General features: G+C 55.4%; 16 protein-coding genes. 9 read left to right on the forward strand and 7 right to left on the reverse strand.

The genetic code is table 11. From position 1 onward, the window contains the following. Positions 1–12: 12 nt before the first annotated feature. Together SK47_RS14255 and bglX are read right to left on the reverse strand one after the other, a co-directional pair. Positions 13–930 (reverse strand): glycine betaine ABC transporter substrate-binding protein OsmF, encoded by a 918-nt coding sequence (locus SK47_RS14255; protein WP_003859284.1) that lies wholly within the window; start codon positions 928–930, stop codon positions 13–15. A 136-nt stretch (positions 931–1066) separates the two neighbouring features. Then, positions 1067–3364 (reverse strand): beta-glucosidase BglX, encoded by a 2298-nt coding sequence (gene bglX / locus SK47_RS14260; protein WP_048244551.1) that lies wholly within the window; start codon positions 3362–3364, stop codon positions 1067–1069. A 189-nt stretch (positions 3365–3553) separates the two neighbouring features. Here bglX and dld point away from each other — a divergent pair, with 189 nt between their 5' ends. Further along, positions 3554–5311 carry a D-lactate dehydrogenase gene (gene dld / locus SK47_RS14265; protein WP_048244553.1) on the forward strand — a complete coding sequence of 586 codons (1758 nt, stop codon included), beginning with the start codon at positions 3554–3556 and terminating at the stop codon, positions 5309–5311. 102 nt (positions 5312–5413) lie between these two features. Beyond that, the gene (locus tag SK47_RS14270) at positions 5414–5968 is read left to right on the forward strand and encodes a GNAT family N-acetyltransferase (RefSeq protein ID WP_003859289.1); all 555 of its coding nucleotides are present in this window, start codon (positions 5414–5416) and stop codon (positions 5966–5968) included. Positions 5969–6064: 96 nt separating this feature from the next. Here SK47_RS14270 and pbpG read toward each other — a convergent pair whose 3' ends face one another. Both pbpG and SK47_RS14280 read right to left on the reverse strand, forming a co-directional pair. Further along, positions 6065–6988 (reverse strand): D-alanyl-D-alanine endopeptidase, encoded by a 924-nt coding sequence (gene pbpG / locus SK47_RS14275; protein ID WP_003859292.1) that lies wholly within the window; start codon positions 6986–6988, stop codon positions 6065–6067. Positions 6989–7155: 167 nt separating this feature from the next. Continuing rightward, positions 7156–7743 carry a Yip1 family protein gene (locus SK47_RS14280; protein ID WP_048244555.1) on the reverse strand — a complete coding sequence of 196 codons (588 nt, stop codon included), beginning with the start codon at positions 7741–7743 and terminating at the stop codon, positions 7156–7158. A 157-nt stretch (positions 7744–7900) separates the two neighbouring features. Between SK47_RS14280 and SK47_RS14285 the strand changes: the two genes are divergently transcribed. Continuing rightward, the gene (locus SK47_RS14285; protein ID WP_045340718.1) at positions 7901–8473 is read left to right on the forward strand and encodes a DedA family protein; all 573 of its coding nucleotides are present in this window, start codon (positions 7901–7903) and stop codon (positions 8471–8473) included. A gap of 56 nt (positions 8474–8529) precedes the next feature. Here the strand turns inward: SK47_RS14285 and SK47_RS14290 are convergent, their stop codons facing one another. From SK47_RS14290 to dusC, 3 genes are all read right to left on the reverse strand, one after another. Next, positions 8530–9294, reverse strand: coding sequence for an SDR family oxidoreductase (locus SK47_RS14290; RefSeq protein WP_048244556.1), 765 nt, complete (start codon positions 9292–9294; stop codon positions 8530–8532). A 50-nt stretch (positions 9295–9344) separates the two neighbouring features. Continuing rightward, complete coding sequence (gene mdtQ, locus SK47_RS14295; RefSeq protein WP_048244557.1) at positions 9345–10763, reverse strand: multidrug resistance outer membrane protein MdtQ; 1419 nt, start codon at positions 10761–10763, stop codon at positions 9345–9347. A 331-nt stretch (positions 10764–11094) separates the two neighbouring features. Continuing rightward, positions 11095–12030 (reverse strand): tRNA dihydrouridine(16) synthase DusC, encoded by a 936-nt coding sequence (dusC, locus tag SK47_RS14300; RefSeq protein WP_003859306.1) that lies wholly within the window; start codon positions 12028–12030, stop codon positions 11095–11097. A gap of 168 nt (positions 12031–12198) precedes the next feature. Here dusC and SK47_RS14305 point away from each other — a divergent pair, with 168 nt between their 5' ends. The 6 genes from SK47_RS14305 to SK47_RS14330 all read left to right on the forward strand — a co-directional run bounded on the left by SK47_RS14305 (position 12199) and on the right by SK47_RS14330 (position 17055). Next, positions 12199–12594, forward strand: coding sequence for a CidA/LrgA family protein (locus SK47_RS14305; RefSeq protein WP_003859308.1), 396 nt, complete (start codon positions 12199–12201; stop codon positions 12592–12594). Then, positions 12591–13286 carry a CidB/LrgB family autolysis modulator gene (locus tag SK47_RS14310; RefSeq protein WP_003859310.1) on the forward strand — a complete coding sequence of 232 codons (696 nt, stop codon included), beginning with the start codon at positions 12591–12593 and terminating at the stop codon, positions 13284–13286. The genes SK47_RS14305 and SK47_RS14310 overlap by 4 nt, the downstream gene beginning before the upstream one ends. Positions 13287–13414: 128 nt before the next feature. Further along, positions 13415–14299 (forward strand): cytidine deaminase, encoded by an 885-nt coding sequence (gene cdd, locus SK47_RS14315; RefSeq protein ID WP_003859312.1) that lies wholly within the window; start codon positions 13415–13417, stop codon positions 14297–14299. 127 nt (positions 14300–14426) lie between these two features. Continuing rightward, positions 14427–15137, forward strand: a complete 711-nt coding sequence (gene sanA / locus SK47_RS14320) for an outer membrane permeability protein SanA (protein WP_003859314.1) — start codon at positions 14427–14429, stop codon at positions 15135–15137. 134 nt (positions 15138–15271) lie between these two features. Then, positions 15272–16621, forward strand: coding sequence for a type II toxin-antitoxin system HipA family toxin (locus SK47_RS14325; protein WP_003859316.1), 1350 nt, complete (start codon positions 15272–15274; stop codon positions 16619–16621). Continuing rightward, positions 16618–17055 (forward strand): helix-turn-helix transcriptional regulator, encoded by a 438-nt coding sequence (locus tag SK47_RS14330; protein ID WP_003859317.1) that lies wholly within the window; start codon positions 16618–16620, stop codon positions 17053–17055. Before SK47_RS14325 ends, SK47_RS14330 begins: the two co-directional genes overlap by 4 nt. The last annotated feature ends 18 nt before the right edge of the window (positions 17056–17073 follow it).

Here is a 17073-nt window from a genome sequence, read left to right on the forward strand (position 1 = left end):
AGCCTTATCCCGTTACTTCACAAGCCCTTGTTGTTTCAGGAAGTCGGCAGCCACTTTTTTGGCATCCAGCCCCTCAACGGCAATGCTGGCATTCAGCTGTTGCAGCGTTTTCGCATCCAGTTTTTCAAATACCGGTTTGAGCCATTCCGCAATATCCGGGTAGGCTTTCAGCACCGCCTCGCGCACGACCGGGGTTGGGGCGTAAATAGGCTGAACGCCTTTCGGGTCGGTCAGGGTTTGCAGGCCAAGCGCCGCGACCGGGCCGTCTGTGCCGTAGGCCATCGCCGCGTTGACGCCGGAGGTTTGCTGCGCCGCCGCCTTAATGGTCACTGCCGTGTCGCCGCCTGCCAGAGAGAGCAGCTGTGCCTGATCGAGCTTGAAATCATAGGCTTTTTCAAACGCTGGCAGGGCATCAGCGCGCTCGATAAACTCTGCCGAGGCCGCGAGCTTAAACTCGCCCTTCTCTTTCAGGTAGCGGCTGAGATCGTCAAGCGAGGTGAGCTTGCCTTTCTCGGCGATATCTTTGCGCACCGCGATGGTCCAGGTGTTGTTGGCCGGTGCCGGCGTTAGCCAGACCAGCTTATTTTTTTCTGCGTCCAGCTTTTTGACTTTTTCGTACCCGGCTTTGGCATTTTTCCAGGCCGGATCGTTTTCATCCTTGAAGAAGAATGCCCCGTTGCCTGTGTATTCCGGGTAGATATCCAGCTCGCCGGAAGTGATGGCACCGCGCACGACAGGCGTGGTGCCAAGCTGTACTTTATTGACCGTTTTCACGCCGTGGCTTTCGAGTACCTGCAAAATGATATTGCCGAGCAACGCGCCCTCGGTATCAATTTTGGAACCCACCTTAACCGGCTCTGCGGCCTGTAACGGCAGGCTCAGCGCCGCCAGAAGCACCGCCGACCCTGTTATCCCCTTAATCATCGTCATTCTGCTTTCCTCATTATTTTGTGGCCTTTTTCATAGGCTTGAGAGAAAAGCGTAGCTTAAAACAGTGAATTTAACCGTTTTTCGTACAAGATGAGAGGCATCCCCCGCCAGGCGGGGGATAGGGAGAAAGGTAAGATTATTGCAGTTCGAACTCGGCTTTGTTCACGCGGGCGGAATCCACGCCGATGAAGACGTTGAATTTGCCAGGCTCAGCATCGTATTTCATCTGCTGATTCCAGAACTTCAGCGCATTTACGTCAATCGGGAAGCTGACCGTTCTGGTTTCGCCCGGTTTCAGGTTGACCTTTTCGAAGCCGCGCAGCTGTTTCACCGGACGGCTCATGGAGGCCGTGACGTCCTGAACGTACATCTGGATCACCGTCGCGCCTTCGCGTTTGCCGCTGTTGGTCACCTCTACGCTGGCGGTCACTTTGCCGTCACGCTTCAGGGTCGGCGCCGACATTTTGACGTCAGACACCTTGAAGGTGGTGTAACTCAGGCCATAGCCAAACGGATAGAGCGGGCCGTTAGCTTCGTCGAAGTAACGGGACGTGTACTTGTTCGGCTTGTCGGCGTTATACGGACGACCGGTGTTCAGGTGGCTGTAGTAAACCGGGATCTGCCCGACGGAGCGCGGGAAGGACATCGGCAGCTTGCCGGACGGGTTGTAATCGCCAAACAGCACGTCGGCAATGGCGGTACCGCCTTCGGTACCGGCGAACCAGGTTTCCAGAATGGCGTCAGCCTGCTGATCTTCTTTCACCAGCGCCAGCGGGCGCCCGTTCATCAGCACCAGCACCAGCGGCTTGCCGGTGGCTTTCAGGGCCGCGATCAGATCGCGCTGGCTCTGCGGAATGGTAATATCGGTACGGCTGGAGGCTTCGTGCGCCATCCCCTGCGCTTCACCCACCACGGCGACCACCACGTCGGACTGCTTCGCGGCTTTAACCGCTTCGTCGAGCATCTCTTTCGGCGTGCGCGCATCCACCTTCACCGCTTCCTCATACTGGTTGAGGAAGGTCACGATGTCTTTATCGTCGGTGACGTTCGCACCTTTGGCGTAAACCACTTTTGCGTTATCACCCACGGCGCTCTTAATGCCGGTCAGCACCGTAACGGACTGATCCGCCACGCCTGCGGCGGACCAGCTGCCCATGACGTCGCGCTTGCTGTCGGCCAGCGGACCGACCACGGCAATGGTGCCGGTTTTTTTCAGCGGCAGCGTGTCGAGACGGTTTTTCAACAGCACCAGGCTTTCGCGAGCTACTTCCCGGGCTTCTTTACGGTGCAGACGGCTTTCGGCGTTGGTGTCCGCCGGGTCTGAATCCTTCGGCCCCAGATGGCTGTAAGGATCGTTAAACAGTCCCATGTCATATTTCACGTTCAGCACGTGGCGAGCGGCATCGTCCAGCTCCGCCATCGTCACCTTGCCGCTCTTCACCAGCCCCGGCAGGTATTTGCTGTAGTACTCGTCGCTCATGCTCATGTTGATGCCGGACTTAAGCGCCACGCGTACCGCATCTTCCGGGTCAGACGCCGTGCCGTGTTTGATCAGCTCTTTAATCGCGCCGTGGTCAGAAACGGTGATGCCCTTGAAGCCCCACTGGTCGCGCAACACGTCTTTCAGCAGCCACGAATCGGAGGTGGCAGGCGTGCCGTTCAGCGAGTTCAGCGCTACCATCACCGCCCCGCTGCCCGCGTCCAGCCCTGCCTTGTATGGCGGCATGTAGTCGTTAAACAGGCGCTGCGGGCTCATGTCGACGGTGTTGTACTCTTTACCGCCCTCCACCGCGCCGTAGGCGGCGAAGTGCTTGACGCTGGTCATCACCGAGTAACGATCTGCCGGACTTTTGCCCTGCATCGCTTCCACCATGGTTTTGCCCATCGTGGCGGTTAAATACGTGTCTTCTCCAAAGCCCTCCGAAGCGCGGCCCCAGCGCGGATCGCGGGAGACGTCAACCATCGGCGCCCAGGTCATGTTCAGGCCGTCGTCTGCGGCTTCATATGCCGATACGCGCCCGACGGTTTTCACCGCATCGAGGTTAAAGGAGGAGGCTAAGCCGAGGCTGATCGGGAAGACGGTACGCTGGCCGTGCACCACGTCATAAGCGAAGAACAGTGGGATTTTCAGGCGGCTCAGCTCCATCACCTGATCCTGCATCTTGCGGATATCCTGGCGGGTAACGGTGTTAAAAATGGCTCCTACCTGCCCGTCTTTGATCATCTCGCGAATGGCTTCTTTCGGGTTATCCGGGCCGACGCTGATCAGGCGCAGCTGGCCGATTTTCTCATCGACCGTCATTTTTTTGAGTAAATCCGTGACAAAGGCGTCGCGGGCTTCGGGCGTGAGCGGGTGATTACCAAACAAATCCTCTGCCAGCGCAGGTTGCAGCGCCAGGCTGACGGCGACACCTACAGAACATAGCCATTTCATGTTGTTATTCTCTCTCATCAATAACCGCGGGAAGCACCCGGCCAGACCGTGCGAAAAGCGCAGTGTGCCACAAAGCCTGAAAACCTTGCAGGGTTATTCTCTGATTTTTCTCATGAATACCCGACCGCTCAACGGCTAATCGCGCTATGCTTTACAGCGAGAAATTTGCCCCACCACAAGGAGTGGAAGATGTCTTCTGTTCGAACTGACGATAACACTACATTTATTAACGAACTGTCGCGCCTGGTTGGTCACTCTCACCTGCTTACCGACCCGGCTAAAACCGCCCGCTACCGCAAGGGCTTCCGCTCCGGTCAGGGCGAGGCACTGGCGGTGGTCTTCCCCGGTACGTTGCTCGAACTGTGGCGCGTGCTCAGCGCCTGCGTTGCGGCAGACAAGATTATTTTAATGCAGGCTGCTAACACCGGCCTGACTGAAGGCTCCACGCCGAACGGCAACGATTACGATCGTGACATCGTGATTATCAGCACCCTGCGCCTCGACAAACTGCACCTGCTGGACAAGGGCGAACAGGTACTCGCCTTCCCCGGCACCACGCTCTACTCGCTGGAAAAGGCGCTTAAGCCGCTGGGTCGCGAACCGCACTCGGTGATCGGCTCGTCGTGCATTGGTGCCTCGGTGATCGGCGGGATCTGCAATAACTCCGGCGGCTCGCTGGTGCAGCGCGGCCCGGCCTACACGGAGATGTCGCTGTTTGCCCGTATCGATGAAAACGGCAAGCTGACGCTGGTTAACCATTTGGGGATCGATCTGGGCGTAACGCCAGAGCAGATCCTCAGCAAACTTGACGATGACCGCGTGAAGGACGAAGACGTTCAGCACGATGGCCGTCACGCGCATGACCACGATTACATCACCCGCGTGCGCGATATCAATGCCGATACACCGGCGCGCTATAACGCCGATCCGGATCGCCTGTTTGAATCCTCCGGCTGCGCGGGCAAGCTGGCCGTTTTTGCGGTGCGCCTCGATACCTTCCCGGCAGAGAAAAAGCAGCAGGTGTTTTACATCGGCACCAATCAGCCGGAGGTGCTGACGGAGATCCGCCGTCATATTCTGGCCGAGTTCACTCACCTGCCGGTGGCGGGCGAGTATATGCACCGGGACATTTACGACATCGCCGAGCGCTACGGCAAAGATACCTTCCTGATGATCGACAAGCTCGGCACCGACAAAATGCCGTTCTTCTTCACCATGAAGGGCCGCACCGATGCGATGCTGGAGAAAGTGTCGCTCTTCAAGCCGCACTTCACCGACCGCTTTATGCAGAAGCTGGGCAACGTCTTCCCGGCGCATTTACCGGAGCGGATGAAGACCTGGCGCGACAAGTATGAGCACCATCTGCTGCTGAAAATGGCCGGGGACGGAATTGACGAAGCGCAGAGCTGGCTCACCGAATTCTTCAAAACCGCCGACGGGGATTTCTTTGCCTGCACGCCGGAAGAAGGCAGCAAAGCCTTCCTGCATCGTTTCGCCGCGGCGGGTGCCGCTATCCGTTATCAGGCGGTGCATTCCGAAGAAGTGGAGGATATTCTGGCGCTGGATATCGCCCTGCGTCGCAACGATACCGAGTGGTTTGAACATCTGCCGCCGGAGATCGACAGCAAGCTGGTGCATAAGCTCTATTACGGCCACTTTATGTGCTATGTCTTCCACCAGGATTACATCGTGAAAAAAGGGGTTGATGCACACGCGCTGAAAGAACAGATGCTGGCGCTGCTGCACGAGCGTGGCGCGCAATATCCTGCCGAGCACAACGTGGGACACCTGTATAAAGCGCCGGAGACGCTTAAACAGTTTTATCGCAAAAATGACCCTACAAACAGTATGAACCCCGGCATTGGTAAGACAACGCGGAAGAAATACTGGAAAGAGAGTACCGAATCAGAGCAGCACAATACGCAAGCCTCTGATGAACTCATATAGCCAAATTTAAGAGATTGTTAAGCTCTCCTCAAACGTACTAGAGTATCTGCCTGTTGCCAGAGAAACGTTTCTCTGGCTTTCCAAACAAGGAGCGGGCAGAACATGTCGGCTGTAGAAACTTTCCCCGAAACTGAAATCGAGGTGCGCGACGCCCTTCCTGACGATGCGCATGCCATCTCGGCGATATACGCCTGGCATGTGCTTCATGGCCGTGCGTCCTTCGAGGAAGTTCCCCCCACCGTCGATGAGATGCGTCAGCGGATGAAGAGCGTGACCGACAGCGGTTTACCGTGGCTGGTTGCGCTGTATCGCGGCATTGTTGTCGGCTACTGCTACGCCACGTTTTATCGTCCACGCCAGGCTTATCGCTATACCCTTGAAGAATCCATTTATGTGGATGCCAGCACCACCGGCCGCGGGTTTGGCTCGGCCTTACTCCAGGCACTGATCGCCCGTTGTGAACAAGGACCGTGGCGGCAGATGATTGCCGTGGTCGGCGACGGGCAAAATAACCCCGGGTCGTTGCGGCTGCATAAAAAGCACGGTTTCGAAATTGTGGGTCAGCTCAGAAGTGTGGGATATAAAAAAGGCGACTGGCGGGACACGGTGATGATGCAGCGCCCGCTCAACGACGGGGACTGGACGCTGCCGGAATAAACGCAGTGCGGTCTGGTGCCCTCACCCCGGCCCTCTCCCACAGGGAGAGGGAGAAAACATAAAAAACGGTAACATGCGTTACCGTTTTGCTTTTTCCTAATCGTTCTGCGCCGTCGCCATCTGTTCCGCTTTCTGCTTTTTATACGCCAGCGCTGAAGCCGGCACCGGCTGCACTTTCCCGGTTTCAATCCAGGTACGCAGGCGGCTGGCATCCGCGAAGTGGGTATATTTGCCGAAGGCGTCCATCACCACCAGCGCCACTGGCTTACCGTTAAATACGGTGCGCATCACCAGGCAGTGTCCTGCCGCATTGGTGAATCCGGTCTTGGTTAACTGAATATTCCAGTTATCGCGATACACCAGATGGTTAGTGTTGCGGAACGGCAGCGTATACGCCGGGTTCGAGAATGTCGCCATCTCCTCACGCGTGGTGCTGAGCTGACCAATCAGCGGGTATTGCTTACTGGCGATCAGCAGCTTTGTTAAATCACGCGCCGTCGAGACGTTATGGATCGACAGACCGGTTGGCTCCACGAAATGGGTATTTTTCATCCCCAGCGCTTTGGCTTTGGCATTCATCGCGCGGATAAACGCGTCGTAACCGCCAGGATAATGGTGGGCAAGGCTCGCCGCCGCGCGGTTCTCTGAGGACATCAGCGCCAACAGCAGCATATTTTTACGGCTGATTTCACTTTTCAGACGCACGCGAGAGTAGATCCCTTTCATCTCTGGCGTGTGGCTGATATCCACTTTTAGCTTTTCGTCCAGCGGCAGTCGTGCATCAAGCACCACCATCGCGGTCATGACTTTGGTTATGGAAGCGATCGGGCGCACCAGATCCGGATGACTGGCGTAGATCACCTTGTTGGTATTCAGGTCAACGATCATCGCGCTGCCGGACGCAATCTGGGGTTGCGCAGCAGCGGTGGCGACTGCGGTCGTTTTGGCGATGGCTGGCGCGGTAGCGGAGACGCCCAACAGCAGCGCAAGACTAAGGAGTGACACTCGAAATTTCAGCATGATGAGACTTCTGATAATGATTCACGCACGTTATGACGTACACCGCCTGTGTCGACGGATAAACACAGGCTGGCTTCGGCATCATAGCGGTCACCGTGCGTTGTCGCCAGCGGAGAATCATAACCAGATGCTGCATTGCTGGCATTTACGCCAGCAATGCAGGGAACTTAGAAGAGACGGTATCCATAACCCCAAAGAATAACTGTCAGGGCCAGTAGCGCCTCCAGGACCAGTACGCCGATGGCAAGCGTAGAACTGGAGAAGCTCAGGCCCTCTTCTTTATTGATATTGAGGAAGGTTGGCACCCCTACATACAGCAGATAACCGGTATAAAAGAGGGCAACCGTACCGATCAGCGCGCACAGCCAGACCAGTGGATAGAGCGCGACAATACCGCTTAAAAACAGCGGGGTCGCGACGTATCCGGCGAAGACCATACAGTGTGCCAGCGGCGGGCGCTGCGGATAGTTGCGCGCCATCCAGTGGATGACCCGCCCCATCACCGCCACCCCGGCCAGCATCAGGCCATAAAACAGAATGGCCAGGTACAGTCCGGTAAACCACGAAAGCTGAACCACGGTGCCGTCACCAAAGTTCCAGCCTATCTGCGTAGTACCAATAAATGCGCAGACCACCGGCACCGCTGCCATCAGCAGGACATGGTGGGTATAGTGATGCGCGACCGTTTCGTTCTCGTTACGGATGACCTGCATTTCACGATCGGGATGGGAGAAAAGTCCCCAGACATGGTTCATAACGCCCCCTTGTTGTCGGCCCGTCAGCAATAGCTTAAGTATAATGCAGGCTTTAGATTATTTTATGTACAGTGGGAAATTTCCGTTGATTGCCGCGCGGTTAATGGATGGGGTATATGATTAACGCAGGCACAGTAAGGGAGACGACGTTTACGTAATGGATATCAACGGTCTTATTGAACAATATGGATACGCCGCGCTGGTGATCGGCAGCGTGGCGGAAGGCGAAACCATCACGCTGCTGGGCGGGGTGGCCGCACACCAGGGATTGCTGAAATTCTCGCTGGTGGTCGCCGCCGTCGCGTTGGGCGGTATGATTGGCGATCAGCTGCTCTACTTTCTGGGGCTGCGCTTTGGCCCGACGCTTTTGCAACGTTTTGCCAGGCATCAAAAGAAAATTCGCCGTGCTCAGCGGCTTATCCAGCGACGTCCCTGGCTGTTTGTGATTGGCACCCGCTTTATGTACGGCTTTCGCATCATTGGGCCAATATTGATTGGCGCGAGCCGCTTACCGCCGAAAATCTTCCTGCCGCTGAACATTCTCGGGGCGATTGCCTGGGCGCTGATTTTCACCACGCTTGGCTACGCGGGTGGCGAAGTGATTGGCCCATGGCTGCATAATCTTGACCAGCACCTGAAGCACTGGGCGTGGTTGATCCTGGTGGTTGCGGTGGTGATTGGGGTACGGCTGTGGCTCAAGCATCGTGAAAAGCGGCGGGATGAAGAGTGAGTTCGGCCTGCTGCCCTCACCCCGCCCCTCTCCCACAGGGAGAGGGAGAAGGGTATCTACCCTTCCGGCTTAAACTGCGGATTCGCCAGCATAAAACCGCCGTCGACGATAAACGACTGCCCGGTGGTGTAGCTGGCGTCGCTGTCACACAGCCACGCCACCAGGCTGGCAATTTCTTTGGTGTGGCCGGGGCGCGCCAGCGGAATTGACGGCATAGATCCCTCTTTCACTTCACTGTCGTCCATATCGTTCATCGGCGTGGCGATCGCACCGGGGGCGACGGCGTTCACCAGGATCTTATGCTGCACCAGTTCCAGCGCCATTGATTTGGTTAACCCGCCCAGAGCGTGCTTTGCGGCGGTGTAGGCGCTGGCATCCGGCAGCGGAGTATGTTCATGAACCGAGGTGATGTTCACGATCCGTCCCCCTTCCCCCTGCTTCACCATCTGACGCGCCGCGATTTGCGAGCAGAGAAACGCGCCGTCCACGTCAACGGTGAATATGTGCCGCCAGTCGTCAAACGACAGGTCCAGAAATGGCGCTTTATTCATCGCCCCGGCATTGTTAACCAGCACATCCAGCCGCCCGAAACGCGTAATCAGGGTTTCAATGGCCTTTGCGCCTTCCGGTAAATGGCTTAAGTTGAGTTGAATGGCCTCGGCACGCTGCCCGCGCGCTTCAATTTCACGGCAGGTTGCCAGCGCCCCTTCCTCATCTGAGTGCCAGGTCACCCCGATATCAAACCCGCGCTCGGCCAGCATCAGGGCCGTCGTTTTGCCAATTCCTGAATCCGATGCGGTAACAATTGCGACTCGCGTCATACTCACCTCCTGAAAATCTGCAAAGAGGTAAGTATAGATAATGCGCAATTTTAGCCGTGATGATATCCGCCACCCAGCGCGGAGGTGAGCTGGAGCGTGGCATCCACGTACTGACCTTTCAGCATCAACCCGGTAATACGCTCTTTGAGCGCCGGAATTTTTGCTTCACTCACCCGGGAGCCGGCAATGATCCCCGCCCTGAAGCGCGCCTGCGCCAGCGCGACGACGCGCGCCGCATCTTTTTCGATCTGCTGCTGGTGCTGATTTTTGGCGGTCAGCGTTTCCACTTCGCTGGCCGTCCGGGCGACCTGGTTTACGGCATCTACCACGGCCTTGTTGTAGTTCGCCACGGAGAGGTTGTTTTGCGCCTGGGCGATATCCAGGTTCGCATTCAACCGACCGCTGTCAAAAATTGGCAGCGTCAGCCCCGCGGTTACGCCCATTTGCTGCGCAGATGAGCGGAACAGGTCGCTCAGGTGCAATGCATCCTGCTGCAAAAACGCCATCAAATTGATGTCAGGGTAGAACGCGGCTCTGGCGGCATCGACTTCGCTCATGGATGCTTCGATATACCAGTGCGCCTCCTGCAAATCCGGGCGCCGAGCCAGCAGTTCATAACCGAGCGTTGATGGCAGCGATGCCTCTGCGTCAGGTAAGGCATGCCGTGCGAGCGTGACTGAAGGGGTATTGGTCAACGCATTCAGACGCGCCTCAATGGCCTTCATTTTGCCGTGCACGTCAGCGAGCTGTTCATCGGTTTTGCTGGCACTGATATCCGTTTCAACCCCTTCCACCGAGGAGGTAATGCCGTGCTGATAAAGCTCCCTATCGGCACCGATGATATTTTCCTGCTCCCGTTTGATCTGCGCGAGCACGTCACCCACCGCGGCCTCGGTCTGCCAGTCCCAGTACAGCCGCGCGACGCTGCTGGCGAGCAGCTGGCGGGTCTGCTCCAGCTCCGCTTTTTGCGCATTCACCTTACCGATGCGGGCCTCAATTTGGGCGCGGTTTTTACCCCATAAATCCAGATCCCAACCCGCCGTCAGACCAAAGGTGCCGTTGGTATACCAGGGGCCGGTGGTCCCCGCTGCCGGGTCGGTCAGTGCAAATGGCCCCATCAACCCCTCTGCCGACATCTTTTGCCGTTCCACATCTGCGGAAAAATCCATTTGTGGACCCTCAGCAGCGACAGCGGCTTTCGCCAGTGCTTCCGCCAGGGTGATACGCTGACGGGCAATTTGCATATCCGGCGCATCCGCCAGCGCTTTGTCGATCAGCGCGTTGAGCTGGGGGTCGTTAAAGTCTTTCCACCATTCGCTTTTTGGCCAGTCGGCATGACGCAGTTGGGTATTTACAGTTGCGGCGGCGGCTTGCGTTTTTACTGGAGACACCGTGGCATGTTCCGGCGCGCAGGCGGCCAGCATAAAAACAAGAGGAGCACTCAGAGATAAAGTAAGAGAACGTTTCATTACGCCATGAACTCAAAAAAATAAAGGCGCAACTTACGCTTACTGACGTTCCGTTTTTTAGTAACGCGTGGCAATCCGCATATTGTTATACATTTTCATATCCGGAAATTTATTCCCCAAGACAATGAGTTAATTTCATGTATTCATGCTAATTATGAATTGACTGCTACACTTACTTCGACAGACATACGCAGGAGAGGCGAATGAAAATATTATTGTGGGTTATTTTGATTATATTTCTGATAGGGCTGCTGGTGGTAACCGGCGTATTCAAGATGATTTTCTGATTCCGTTGCCCGGCTCCGCGCCGGGCAAACTCTTCACACTTCGCTCAGGACTTCGACTGGATCACCCGGGCAATATCCGCAGACGTCTGTAGGGTACGGATCTCCTGAAATAATCCCAGCGCGTCGTCGTACTCCTTACGCAAATAACTCAGCCACTGTTTAATGCGCGCGACGTGATACAAGCCGGTATCGCCCTGCTTTTCCAGCCGCGTGTATTTTTGCAGTAGTTTCACCACATCCGCCCACGGCATCCGCGGCTCATTATATTTCACCACCCGGCTGAGGTTCGGCACGTTCAGCGCACCGCGGCCAATCATCACGGCATTACAGCCGGTCTCTTTGAGGCAGGCCTGCGCGCTCTCGTAATCCCAGATTTCGCCGTTGGCAATCACCGGAATCGTAAGCCGTTTGCGGATCTCGCCAATCGCCTGCCAGTTAATGCGCTCGGCTTTATAACCATCCTCTTTGGTTCGCCCGTGCACCACCAGCTCGGTGGCGCCCGCCTGCTGCACCGCGTCAGCAATTTCAAACTGCTTATCGCCGCTGTCCCATCCCAGACGGACTTTGACCGTCACCGGCAGATGCGATGGCACTGCCTCACGCATGGCCTTTGCGCCGCGATAAATCAGCTCCGGATCTTTAAGTAGCGTCGCCCCCCCGCCGCTGCCGTTGACCAGCTTTGACGGACAGCCGCAGTTAAGATCGACGCCGTACGAACCAAGCGCTACCGCGCGGGCGGCGTTTTCAGCCAGCCACTCAGGATACTGGCCGAGCAGCTGGACGCGCACCAGCGTACCGGACGGCGTGCGGCTCTGACGATGCAGTTCCGGACAGAGACGATAAAATGATTTTTCTGGCAGCAACATATCGACCACGCGCAGAAACTCCGTCACGCAGAGATCGTAATCGTTCACCTCGGTAAGCAGCTCGCGCACGAGAGAGTCGAGCACGCCTTCCATCGGGGCCAGTAAAACACGCATTCTGAGTACCTGTGAAAAAAGACGCGCTATAGTAGCTGCTCTCTATGTATGTTGAAAGCCCGGCGTTCCATTCCGGAATGTCTGATATGCCCAAAATTCATGATGTGATCCGTGGCACATTTTCAGGTTTAATTGTATGATGAATACGTCTCAGCAAGGACTTTCACCATGAGCAAATCACTGAATACTATCTGGCAATACCTTCGCGCCTTCGTCCTCATTTATGCCTGCCTGTACGCCGGCATTTTTATCGCTTCGCTGCTGCCGATTACGATACCCGGCAGCATTATCGGCATGCTGATCCTGTTTGTACTGCTGGCATTACAGGTGCTGCCCGCAAAATGGGTCAACCCAGGGTGCTTCGTTCTCATTCGCTACATGGCCCTGCTTTTTGTGCCTATCGGCGTTGGGGTTATGCAGTATTACGATGTGCTTAAAGCGCAGTTCGGCCCGATTGTGGTCTCCTGCGCCATCAGTACGCTGGTGGTTTTCCTGGTCGTCAGCTGGAGTTCACACATTGTGCATGGCGAACGTAAGGTCGTCGGGGAGAAAACAAAAAAATGATGGCGAATATCTGGTGGTCCCTGCCGTTAACCCTGGTGGTGTTCTTTGCTGCGCGTAAGCTTGCGGTGCGTTTCAAAATGCCGTTGCTCAACCCGCTGCTGGTCGCCATGGTGGTGATTATTCCTTTTCTGCTGCTCACCGGCATTTCTTATGAGCGTTACTTCGCCGGGAGCAAGATCCTTAACGATTTGTTGCAGCCTGCCGTGGTGGCGCTGGCGTTTCCTTTATATGAGCAACTGCATCAGATCCGCGCGCGCTGGAAATCCATCATAACCATCTGCTTCGTGGGGAGCCTTGTTGCGATGATCACCGGCACCTCGGTGGCCTTAATGATGGGCGCATCGCCGCAGATCGCCGCCTCTATCCTGCCTAAATCCGTCACCACGCCGATTGCCATGGCCGTGGGCGGCAGCATCGGGGGCATTCCGGCCATCAGCGCCGTGTGCGTGATTTTCGTCGGTATCCTGGGCGCGGTGTTTGGTCATACGCTGCTGAATATCATGAAAATTCGTACCAAAGCGGCACGCGGTCTGGCGATGGGTACCGCCTCGCACGCGCTGGGCACCGCACGCTGCGCGGAACTGGATTATCAGGAAGGGGCATTCAGCTCGCTGGCGCTGGTGATCTGCGGGATTATCACTTCCCTGGTCGCGCCGTTTATCTTCCCGATTATTCTGGCAGTAATGGGCTAAAATTTGCGATGCGTCGCGCAAATTTCATTTTCATTTCATAAGTTGCACACATAATGAGATTTGGATCACATATAAAGGCCGTACGGCTCCGTACACTACCGATCCATTAACCTTGATGAGGCAACGTCATGCATCCACGTTTTCAAGCTGCTTTCTCTCAGCTTGCAGAGAATTTGCAATCAGCCCTGGCTCCGGTTCTGGCGGATGCGCATTTCCCCGCCCTGCTGACGGCAGATCAGGTCACGACGCTTAAACAGGCAACGGGGCTGGACGAAGACGCGCTGGCTTTCGCCCTGCTGCCCCTGGCGGCTGCCTGCGCCCGCGCTGACCTTTCCCATTTTAACGTAGGCGCAATTGCGCGCGGTGTGAGCGGGACCTGGTACTTCGGCGGAAACATGGAGTTTCTCGGTGCGACCATGCAGCAAACCGTCCATGCGGAGCAGAGCGCCATCAGTCACGCCTGGCTACGCGGCGAAAAAGCCCTGCGCGCCATCACCGTCAACTATACCCCTTGCGGCCACTGCCGCCAGTTTATGAATGAGCTGAACAGCGGTCTTGAACTGCGTATCAACCTGCCGGGACGCGCACCGCATACGCTGCGTGATTACCTGCCGGATGCTTTCGGCCCGAAAGATCTTGAGATCAAAACCCTGCTGATGGACGAGCAGGACCACGGTTATGCGCTCTCAGGGGATGAGCTGAGCGAAGCGGCCATTGCCGCCGCCAATAAAAGCCACACTCCATACAGCAAATCTCCAAGCGGCGTCGCCCTTCAGTGCCGCGACGGCCGCATCTTCACCGGCAGTTACGCAGAGAACGCCGCGTTTAACCCGACGCTGCCTCCGCTTCAGGGCGCCCTGAACCTGCTTAGCCTGAACGGGTATGACTACCCGGATATTCAGCGCGCAATCCTGGCTGAAAAGGCCGATGCGCCGCTGATCCAGTGGGACGCGACCGCAGCCACGCTGAAAGCGCTGGGCTGTTCAACCATCGACCGCGTGCTGCTGGCATAATCTGTTCGGCGGGCAGAGTTGCCCGCCAGTCTGACGAAAAACCCCTCAGTTGAATCGCTGTTTCTTGCGCTAACCAGGCGGGTACAGTAGCCTGAGGGAAATTTCATCATCGGTACGAGCCATCTGCATGTTAAAGCGCGTGTTTTACAGCCTGTCTGTCCTGGTCGGCATACTGCTGTTGATCGTGCTGGGTCTCGACCGCTGGATGAGCTGGAAAACAGCCCCCTACATTTTTGATGACCTACAGGACCTCCCCTACCGTCAGGTTGGCGTGGTGCTTGGCACCGCCAAGTATTACCGCACCGGCGTCATAAATCAGTATTACCGGTATCGTATTCAGGGCGCGCTGAACGCCTATAACAGCGGCAAGGTGAACTATCTGCTGTTGAGCGGCGATAACGCGCTGCAAAGCTATAACGAGCCGGTGACGATGCGCAAAGATCTGATTGCCGCAGGCGTCGACCCGGCCGATATCGTGCTCGACTACGCCGGATTCCGCACGCTTGATTCCATCGTGCGTACCCGCAAGGTGTTCGACACCAATGATTTCATCATCATTACCCAGCGTTTCCACTGCGAGCGGGCGCTGTTTATCGCCCTGCATATGGGCATTCAGGCGCAGTGTTATGCGGTGCCATCGCCAAAAGATATGCTGAGCGTGCGCGTGCGTGAGTTTGGCGCCCGTTTCGGCGCGCTGGCTGACCTGTACCTGTTCAAACGTGAACCGCGCTTTTTAGGCCCGCTGGTGCCGATCCCAACGATGCACGAAGTGCCGGAAGATGCGCAGGGTTATCCGGCGGTAACGCCGGAGCAGTTGCTGGAAATTCAGAAGAAGTAATCCAGATCTACAGTGCGTGATATAAAACGCATTACTCTCTTTTTAGACACCTAATGAGTGATATAAGTAGCAATACTTGTTTTTATCACTGACTATGAGTAATATTTTACACATTGTCGCGTTATGGAGGTGAGATGGAGACGTTAACCGTACAGGCATATCTGAACGAAACATGGACGGATATCGCTCTCATCAAATATCCTGGAAGTGAAAAAAATGACTGGAATACCACGCAGTTAGACTATCTTACTGAGTATGCGATTAATTTTCTCGACTATGATGATTTTCACGCAGTCTCAGTCAATCACCCTGTATCACTCTTTTTTGATGACCATGGCCAACCGGGCTGGCTGCGATTTATCGACGATATCATTCCCGCCGGAGCAAGCCGCCGTTACTGGATTAATGCGCTCGACATCAGTGAGTTACCCGTTGGCCAGCAAAATTTCTTATTGCTGAAATTTGGCACAATGTCCCCTGTGGGGAATTTGCGCATAAAGGAATCCGTCCCAGAATGGAATAAATTCGCCAGCACTAAAACGTTTACGGTTGCGGACGTCATCGATCGTGCGGCCGATTTTCTGGATTATGCCCAGGAAAGAGGCGCGGCGGCGGGTGGTGCAACCGGTGCTGGCGGTGAAGCGCCTAAACTTTTGCTGCGCTGTAGTGAAACTGATGCCATCTGGATCGATACCTGGCAAAACGAGCCGGATAACCGGGACCGCTATTATTTGGTTAAATATCCACGCGGTAACAGGACAGAAGTGGATTGTAATATTCTGCGAGCTGAATTCCATTATTATCATGAGCTTAACGCGATGGGTTTTTCCACGATCCCAGTGGAAACAATGCGCCTTGAAGAAGGTAGCCATTACCCGTCTCTGTGGTTACCGCGTTTCGACATAGTGAGAAATGAGCAGGACCAACTGGTCAGGCTGGGTATGGAATCGGTGTATTCGCTATTACAAAAGGCACCCGGCACCCTCCTTGATCATGAGACAACGTTGCGCGCGTTAATTAATAAAATCACCTCCAGCCATATGGTCCAGCAGCAGGGTTATCAGTTTGATATTCCGGGATTTGTAACAGAATGGGTGCGTCGCGATCTGCTAAATATTATTTTTGGAAATAGTGACAACCATGGGCGAAATACCGCCTTTGTGAAGGCTGAAAATCAAATTATGCTCTCCCCTGTATATGACTTTGCGCCGATGAAAGCCGATCCTGAAGGGATACCAAGAACCCTGAAGTGGTCATTATCTTGCGAATCAGGGGGGGATTATAATTTCAACACTATCGCACAAACGCTGGCGGAGTGGATCCCTCCCGCAACATTACTTGATGCTCTGCATGAAACAGCCGTTCAGCTTATTGATCTCCCGGAAAGGCTGGCGGCGCGAGGCGTTCCCGAACAGATAATGGAAATGCCCGCGATGGGTTTTCGCTACATCCCGGATAAACTTTCCCGTTGGGGTTTATTATGAAAACACCTAATGAAGCTGAATCAGAGCTTTTACAGACATTAGCTCAAGTACGCAGCGTAAATAAAAAGCGACATCATGACGAGGCGGAAGAGCCGGATAAGCCATCGGTAGTGAAGAGGCAACGCGTTACACAAGGCTTAACGCGGATTAGTACTCTCGATCGCCAGGCTGTACTGCATGCAGCCATACGGGACATTTTGCTGGGGAAAATCACACAGGGAGAGGCGCTGAAAAGGCTCAGGGTCGAAGTGTTAGGGCTGAAGCAGGATGAATATGCAAAGCTGGTCAGCGTATCCCGGAAAACATTGTCGGATGTAGAAAATAACAGAGGCAATTATTCCGCTGACGTCATAAATAAAATCTTTAAACCCTTTGGGCTTCAAACCGGACTAGTGCCTGTTTCAAAATCGCTTATCGCTTCACTTTTCTCATAAAAAAACCCGCATCGCTGC

Origin of the sequence: Enterobacter sp. BWH52 (assembly GCF_001037565.1) — a bacterium.
GTDB lineage: Bacteria > Pseudomonadota > Gammaproteobacteria > Enterobacterales > Enterobacteriaceae > Enterobacter > Enterobacter hormaechei_C.

What these genes read in the sequence shown, in the direction of transcription:
- SK47_RS14270 (WP_003859289.1), top strand. Translation starts at nt 5,414, where the DNA reads ATGTCGGCTGTAGAAACTTTCCCCGAAACTGAAATCGAGGTGCGCGAC.
- SK47_RS14255 (WP_003859284.1), bottom strand. Translation starts at nt 930, where the DNA reads ATGACGATGATTAAGGGGATAACAGGGTCGGCGGTGCTTCTGGCGGCG.
- SK47_RS14325 (WP_003859316.1), top strand. Translation starts at nt 15,272, where the DNA reads ATGGAGACGTTAACCGTACAGGCATATCTGAACGAAACATGGACGGAT.
- SK47_RS14285 (WP_045340718.1), top strand. Translation starts at nt 7,901, where the DNA reads ATGGATATCAACGGTCTTATTGAACAATATGGATACGCCGCGCTGGTG.
- SK47_RS14290 (WP_048244556.1), bottom strand. Translation starts at nt 9,294, where the DNA reads ATGACGCGAGTCGCAATTGTTACCGCATCGGATTCAGGAATTGGCAAA.
- dusC (WP_003859306.1), bottom strand. Translation starts at nt 12,030, where the DNA reads ATGCGTGTTTTACTGGCCCCGATGGAAGGCGTGCTCGACTCTCTCGTG.
- pbpG (WP_003859292.1), bottom strand. Translation starts at nt 6,988, where the DNA reads ATGCTGAAATTTCGAGTGTCACTCCTTAGTCTTGCGCTGCTGTTGGGC.
- bglX (WP_048244551.1), bottom strand. Translation starts at nt 3,364, where the DNA reads ATGAAATGGCTATGTTCTGTAGGTGTCGCCGTCAGCCTGGCGCTGCAA.
- mdtQ (WP_048244557.1), bottom strand. Translation starts at nt 10,763, where the DNA reads ATGAAACGTTCTCTTACTTTATCTCTGAGTGCTCCTCTTGTTTTTATG.
- SK47_RS14280 (WP_048244555.1), bottom strand. Translation starts at nt 7,743, where the DNA reads ATGAACCATGTCTGGGGACTTTTCTCCCATCCCGATCGTGAAATGCAG.
- SK47_RS14310 (WP_003859310.1), top strand. Translation starts at nt 12,591, where the DNA reads ATGATGGCGAATATCTGGTGGTCCCTGCCGTTAACCCTGGTGGTGTTC.
- SK47_RS14330 (WP_003859317.1), top strand. Translation starts at nt 16,618, where the DNA reads ATGAAAACACCTAATGAAGCTGAATCAGAGCTTTTACAGACATTAGCT.
- dld (WP_048244553.1), top strand. Translation starts at nt 3,554, where the DNA reads ATGTCTTCTGTTCGAACTGACGATAACACTACATTTATTAACGAACTG.
- cdd (WP_003859312.1), top strand. Translation starts at nt 13,415, where the DNA reads ATGCATCCACGTTTTCAAGCTGCTTTCTCTCAGCTTGCAGAGAATTTG.
- SK47_RS14305 (WP_003859308.1), top strand. Translation starts at nt 12,199, where the DNA reads ATGAGCAAATCACTGAATACTATCTGGCAATACCTTCGCGCCTTCGTC.
- sanA (WP_003859314.1), top strand. Translation starts at nt 14,427, where the DNA reads ATGTTAAAGCGCGTGTTTTACAGCCTGTCTGTCCTGGTCGGCATACTG.